Raw genomic sequence first — 7,055 nt, forward strand, 5'->3', positions numbered from 1 at the left:
TCCATTAAAATGAATCGCCTTTTCCTTATAATCCCGATCGATAAGTTGATGGTGTACACGCTTCAAGTTGTTTAAATTTCGCGTTAAAATACGTTTGGTGGGAATAGCCTGTTAAGCGTGCTACTTCTTCCAATGACAGATCCGTTTCTTGCAGCAGACGTTTTGCCTCCCTTATCCTCACTTGATGAAGTATAATCCGAAACGATTGTCCTGATTCGGCTGCGAAACGTCGGCTAAGTGTACTTTTATTGATACGAAGAGCATCGGCGCAGGCAGCTAAATTCCACCCCGAGTCCCAATAATTAGATTCAATCAATTCTCTTGCCTTTTCCACAAGTGTACGAGGACCTTCTTGTAATTGCTCTTGTACTTGGATAAGCAAACGCGTCGTAAACGCCAATAATTCTTGCACAATTTGATAGATGACAGGCTTGTGCACAATTTGTTGAAAAACCTCATGGTAGACCGTTTCCAAGGATGCATGTTGGAGATTATACGATTTCATATGCCGCCGAATTTGTGCAAGCACACTAGTGAGACGAATGCGAACCATTTCCGGGTCAGGATAAGGCTGCTCGTAAGTTAAAAATTCGTGTTCTACCCATTCTTTGATCGCTTTTGTGTCTTGTTTTTCGAGCATTTCTATCCACTGGCGCTGCTCAAGAGGAGTAAGAAACGGGTCCATTTCCTGTGAAGACATTTGTTCATTTTCTGTCAAAATAATGTCATAGCCTTCAAAAAAGATACTTTTTGTTAATTGTCGAGTCTGCTGATATGTTTTTTTTAATGAATCCCCTGACGACACGTTTATGACAATAGCAAGAGGTTCATCCATCCGCTCTTTCCAGCGAGAAAGGAAGGAATGATATACTTCTCTGATTGTTTCTATCTTAGCACTTTCTTGCACACATAGAATGAAATCGGACAACGCAAACAGCCGGTATTTACCCGGAAAAGGATAACGCTGTAATGCATCATAAACAAGCTGAAGTGTTTCTGAATTCGGTGTTAAAAAGGCAATCATCGTTACTGGGAATGAGTGGTTTTGATTTTGCAAGAAAAGATCCGGGTAATTAATTGCATATGTATTCATTTCGTTTTCTGTATTCTTCACAAAGAAATGCTGCTCATTTCGTGTTTGATAACGAAGCTGTTGTACATGTTTAATTAAGTCTTCCGGAGAAAATGGACGAAACAACACATCTTCTGCACGAAACCGAAGTGCACGATAGGCAGTTTGAAAAATGCGTTCGGATGAAATTCCCAACCAGCGAATCCTCTGCTGCTTCATTAACTCGCAAAATTCGTCACTGCTTTGTGCCCACCCGTCCATATCCAGAATGACAAGGTTTGGACGCTGCTTTTGCACACTTTCGGAAAATTCCTCCATCGAATTCCACAAAGTCAGCTTTACCCCAGTAAGATGTGATTCCATTATCCACCGGATCCCCTGCGCTTCTAAGGCATCTTTCGCCAACACATGAATGTCCAATGCGGCACCTCAATTCCTTTTTCCCTTTTCTTACATCATAACAAACCATTTCATTCGGTAGGGAGCTGTTTTTTATTAAAAGGAGAATTATAAACTTTTTTTGGAGCATATACATTTAAAAGATTAAAAATATTATTGTAGAGGTGAGTTGTTTGAAGAGGGTTGCAAAAGATGATTTTGTACAAGGATTTGTTCCACATCATAATCATGGATCTGTTGATTATACTTCTGTTGATGCGGGGCATGTTCATCAATGTTTAGACATTACTTCTCCCCCTATACAGACGCAAGATGGGAACCATATTCATTATACAGAAGGATATGTCCTCTTTGAGGATGGTCATAATCATCATTACAAGGCATATTCTGGTCCGGCCATTCCGATCGGTAACGGGATGCATGTGCACCATTATGATTTTTATACGACAGAAAACAACGGTCACCGACATAGGGTAAGAGGCGTCGACCAGCCAGCGCCTGGAAGTAAATAGGACATGTGAATAACCCGAATTCATAGACGCACTTTTGGCGGCCAAAATTCGGGCTTTTATTTTCAGAAAACAATTACCAGCCTTTTAATCTAATCCATAGTAACTACAAACTACTTGGGCAACAGACTTTGCTGCTACGAGTAGAGCATCCTCATCAATATCAAATTTCGGATGATGGTTGAAAAAGGCTTTTTCTACCCCTTTTGGTTTACAGCCAATATAGAAGAAGCAACCAGGGATTTTTTGTGCATAGTATGAAAAGTCTTCTGAACCAGAGAACATTGGAAATTCAAGAACTTGCTTAATATCTGGATCATTCATGCTTTCAAGACTTGCCACAACATCGGCTGTAATTTTTGGATCGTTATATAATGGCGGATAATCCGCTGTGTATGTTAGATCACATTCAACACCAAACATCGCTTCAATTCCACTAGCAATACGGTGAATTTCTTTGTCAATTAATTCTTGCGTTTCAACGTTCATGTAACGCACATCTCCTTCAATTTCAACACTGTCTTTGATGACATTGAAGGAACCTTTTCCGTCGAAGGAACCGATAGTTACAACACCGACATCAAAAGGATTTAATCGGCGGCTAATAACCGTTTGAACAGCTGTGACAAAATGGGATGCAGCAACAATTGCGTCGTTTGCTGATTGTGGCGTAGATCCATGTCCGCCAACTCCTTGGACAACTAGTTTGAAATACGTTCTGCCTGCCATCGAATATCCACTGCGATAGCCTACATCACCTACGGGGTTCGTGGGAAATAAATGTGTTCCAAATACAGCATCTAAATCATCTAGTACGCCTGACTCAACAATACTTTTTGCCCCGCCTGGAGGCGTTTCCTCTGCGTGCTGGTGAATAATTTTGATTGTGCCTGAAATTGAATCCTTTAACTGAATGAGACAATCAGCTAGAACTAATAAATAAGCTGTATGCCCATCATGTCCGCATGCATGCATAACACCTTCATTTTTTGATTTAAAAGGAACATCCGTCTCTTCAACAATTGGAAGGGCATCAAAATCTGCTCGAAGACCAATTGTTTTTCCTGGCTTTCCGCCTTTAATGGTAACAATAATTCCGTATCCATTTCCTACATTCGTTTGAACTTCTACATCTTTTCCCTTATAAAAATCGACAATATACTCCGCTGTTTTTTCCTCTTTAAAAGACAGCTCTGGATTTTCATGTAAATGACGGCGAATTTGAATCATTTCATCTTTGCGAGCTTCTAACATTCCCATTAAATCTCTTCTCATTGTCATTGTCATTGTCATTGTCTCCCTTTATTTAAAATGAGTGAGCGGTCATGAATTTCTTTTTCTGACGAAGTTTCACCCAATTTGTTTGTACTGCTCTTCGGAATCGTGAACATAATGGAAAGTAATGCAAGTACAGCGAAAACGACATTTGTTATAATTCCAGCAGATGCAGCAGTTTCAACACTGCCAACCGCTACAATCGACCCATAAACCGTTCCAGATATTGCTACACCCATCGAGCCGCCAAGTGAACTTGCCATTTTATAAATACCCGAAGCCTCACCAATTTTTTCTGAAGGGGCATTTGATACGGCTGTATCCGTCGACGGAGTGGCATACATTCCAAGCCCAATGCCGAACAACATAAAGCCGATAAAAACGACTATGGTATAGGTGACACCTGGTAAGAATGTTAAAGCCATTACCCCTACACCAACGGCAGTAAGTACTGAACCCCAAATCATTGGCATTCTTGCACCAGTACGTTGCAATAATTTCTCTCCGACACGAATCATTACTAAGACCGCCACTAAATAACCTAGTGATAACATCCCAGACTGAAATGCAGTAAATCCTCTTCCCACTTGCACATACGTATTCGCAACAACGAGCGTACCTGCTACAGCATTTAGCAAAAAATTCGAAACAGTAGCACCTGTATACGGTTTATTTTTAAACAATGCGAAATCAATAAATCCGTGCGATTTCCCCTTTTCGATTTTAATAAAGAATACCGCACCTATGATTGTTACTGCAATTAATCCTAATGTTAGTGCGCTTGTCCACCCGAAATTTCCGCCTCGTGTAATCACTAAGTTTAAGGCTAGCATTGTGACTATAAATACAACCAATCCGCCAAAATCAAATTTAGAAGTAGCTGTTTGCACCCCTTTACTTTCAGGCGTATCCTTAATGAGCAGCATTGCAAGAAGAGCAAATACAATGGAGAAAACGAAAATCCACTTCCAGCCCATATATGTTGCAATAGCACCTCCTGCAAAAGAACAAACGCCTGAGCCTCCCCAAGAACCAATGGACCAGTAGCTAAGCGCACGTTGTCGTTCTGCACCTTCAAAATACTCTTTCACTAGCGCAATTGTCGCAGGCATGATACATGCAGCAGAAAGCCCTTGGATGATACGTCCAACGATCAACAAAAAAGCACCTTGTGCAAATATAAGACAAAGGGAACCAACAATACTTAATACTAAACCTAAATAAGTCATTTTCTTTCGCCCAACCTTATCGGCGAGCCCACCTGCTGCTACGATAAAAAGACCTGAGAATAAAGCCGTTAAACTAATCGCAATATTTAGCGTTCCAAGCGAAATACCTAAATCGGACTGAACAGCTGGGACAACGTTAACCATCGCCTGAGCAAAAAGCCAAAACGTAATAACCCCAAACACGATCCCGATAATCATTTTATTTGTCCCTCTATAAGCTTCTTCCATAATAAACCACTCCCGTTTATTTCATCCAAAAATTAGTGTTAATATTTTCAACTTTAATGTTTACATATATTATTCAAAATAATCTTGGATAAAATTAGGATAAATTTCATTTTATAAAAAGAAATTTATCCGCTTGAGTGAGCCCGGAAAGTGAAGTGTAGTTACACCTATGCTTGATATGATTAGAAAAGTTCTCGATAAGTTTAGAATTCTGCTCGATTAGTTCCGGAATGTGCTTGATAAGTCAGAAATGTTCTAGATATAAACAGGAACATGCTTAGGGACAACGATGGAAATTAGCACCAGCGACAAAAAATTTCCACGCTACCAATTTCTTAACGTAAAAAAGTCATTGTTGCTTCAAACGCATCAATGACTTTTTTACTTCCTATGGAAGGATTATGAATGGAATTTAAAACTTAAATTCTCCGATTAATTCTTGTAATTCCTCTGCCATTTGGGATAAAGCATTAGAGGATGCCGTTATTTCTTCCATTGAGGCTAATTGTTCTTCGGTTGCTGATGAAACTTCATCTGTCCCAGTTACGGTTGCTGCAGCCACTTCGTTCACAACATTAATGGATTCAAGAATTTGTTCTGAGCCTATTGCCATTTGCATGACAGCTGAAGAAACTTCAAGGATTTCATCAGCAACCGCTTTAACAGCGTCTTGAATTTGCTCAAATGAATGACCTGCTGTATTCACAATTACAATGCCTTCTTTTACTTCAGTGGAGGCATGCCCCATAGAAAGAATGGCGGATTGTGTTTCACTTTGAATCGAGGTGATTAAATGTGAAATTTTTTGAGCTGATCCTGTTGATTGTTCGGCTAGTTTGCGAACTTCATCTGCTACGACAGCAAATCCACGTCCATGTTCTCCCGCTCTCGCCGCTTCAATCGCGGCATTTAATGCAAGCAGATTTGTTTGAGCAGATATTTCCGTAATCACTTCAATAATTGATCCAATTTCTTTTGAGCGCTCACCTAATCCTTTTATCGTTTCTCCTAATTCAGACACCGTTCGACTGATTGAGTTCATTTGATGGATCGCATTCGAAATCGTTTTATTTCCATCGAATGCTTTTTCAGAAGTAAGGAGTGCCGTTTCTGATACCTTTTGTGCATTGCTGGCAATTTGATGGGCGCCTTCCGACATTTCATTTATTGTTTTCTTCGTTTCCGAGACGCTATAAACTTGCTTATCTGTTCCGACAGCCAATTCTTGGATTGTGTTTGCGATATGTTCTGTTGCATTATTCGTCATCTCAGCACTCGCCGTTAACTCCTCAGCGGATGCAGCCACGTGACCGGATGTTTGAGAAACTTGTTGGATGAGTCCTCGTATTCCATTCACCATGCTGTTAAACGATGTAGACAATAACCCAATTTCATCTTTCGACTGAACATTTCCACTTATTGTGAAGTCACCTGTTTCAGCCTTAGCCATTAGATGCTGAATTTCTTTTAAAGGGGTTGTAATCAACTTAATAATGATGTATCCAATTAGCGTAAAAATAATAGCGGCAAGGAATGAAACGGACAGCATAATCATTGTGGCTTCGTTCTTTTTGTCTGCATTTGTTTTACTTAAATCATCTGCAGCTTTTATATCATTTTCACTCAGAACATCTGAATACCCACTGACTCCAACGCGTACATCATTCAATCGAGTCGAATAAATTGAATACGCTTCTGTCGTTTTCCCTTCTAAAGCCAGCTTAACTATTCCTTGAAGTTCCAACTCGTAGGTTTTGAGGTGTTCCTTAAAGTGGGAAAAATTTTGCTTTTCATCGGTATTAAGATAGATACCTTCGTATTCATTCATTAGCTGTAGATTTTGATCAAATCTCTCATTAATTCTTGATTCTAAATCCACTTTTTTCGCCCTGTCGGTTGTGATCATTAACTCCAGCACGAAGGAATCAAGGGCACGATTGTTATTGCGAATCAGATTAAGGTTTTTTATTGGAATTAGGCGGTTTGAATACATTTCCTCTGTGTTTTTAGACATTTGACTCATATATATGTAACCAATAGCACTAACACTGATAAGAAATATGATTGATGTCATAACTAACACTAATAATTTATTTTTGATTTTAAAGTTTTTAATAAACATGATGTTCAGGCCCTTCCAAGTAAGATAGTATTTTATACCCATAAAATTTACTTAATAGCATGAATAATTCGACATCAATAAAGAATTTCCTTCTTTCTTCTGAATTTTAATTACCGTCCATTAACAGAGCAAAAAAAAAGCTGTTTTCGAATATATTGTTGTTTTTAGCCTACAAAGTTTGCCCGTTGATTTCCGCTGCGGGCACTTGCTTTCCGCGGGGA

The 7,055-nt window shown here is 39.4% G+C and carries 5 protein-coding genes and 1 pseudogene; 1 reads left to right on the forward strand and 5 read right to left on the reverse strand.

The window, feature by feature from the left end:
* Nucleotides 1-25: 25 nt before the first annotated feature.
* Nucleotides 26-1,492: a response regulator transcription factor gene (locus BGM26_RS13195; RefSeq protein WP_217040253.1), complete on the reverse strand. Its 1,467-nt coding sequence runs from the start codon at nt 1,490-1,492 to the stop codon at nt 26-28.
* A gap of 152 nt (nt 1,493-1,644) precedes the next feature.
* On the opposite strand from BGM26_RS13195, the gene BGM26_RS13200 reads away from it, so the two are divergent.
* A complete protein-coding gene (locus BGM26_RS13200; protein ID WP_217040254.1) occupies nt 1,645-1,983 on the forward strand; it encodes a YmaF family protein in 339 nt (112 codons plus the stop codon).
* An 84-nt stretch (nt 1,984-2,067) separates the two neighbouring features.
* Here BGM26_RS13200 and BGM26_RS13205 read toward each other — a convergent pair whose 3' ends face one another.
* The 4 genes and pseudogenes from BGM26_RS13205 to BGM26_RS21965 form a co-directional block, all read right to left on the reverse strand.
* Nucleotides 2,068-3,255, reverse strand: a complete 1,188-nt coding sequence (locus BGM26_RS13205) for a M20 family metallopeptidase (RefSeq protein ID WP_217040774.1) — start codon at nt 3,253-3,255, stop codon at nt 2,068-2,070.
* Between the two features lie 14 nt (nt 3,256-3,269).
* Nucleotides 3,270-4,712: an MFS transporter gene (locus BGM26_RS13210; RefSeq protein WP_217040255.1), complete on the reverse strand. Its 1,443-nt coding sequence runs from the start codon at nt 4,710-4,712 to the stop codon at nt 3,270-3,272.
* A gap of 412 nt (nt 4,713-5,124) precedes the next feature.
* Nucleotides 5,125-6,072, reverse strand: coding sequence for a methyl-accepting chemotaxis protein (locus BGM26_RS21960; protein ID WP_483297804.1), 948 nt, complete (start codon nt 6,070-6,072; stop codon nt 5,125-5,127).
* Nucleotides 6,067-6,876: pseudogene (locus tag BGM26_RS21965) on the reverse strand (MCP four helix bundle domain-containing protein); the annotation flags it as partial. The pseudogene BGM26_RS21965 and the gene BGM26_RS21960, both read right to left, overlap by 6 nt.
* Nucleotides 6,877-7,055 lie beyond the last annotated feature (179 nt).

Origin of the sequence: Bacillus sp. FJAT-29790 (genome assembly GCF_019039215.1) — a bacterium.
In the GTDB taxonomy this organism is placed as follows: domain Bacteria; phylum Bacillota; class Bacilli; order Bacillales; family Cytobacillaceae; genus Cytobacillus.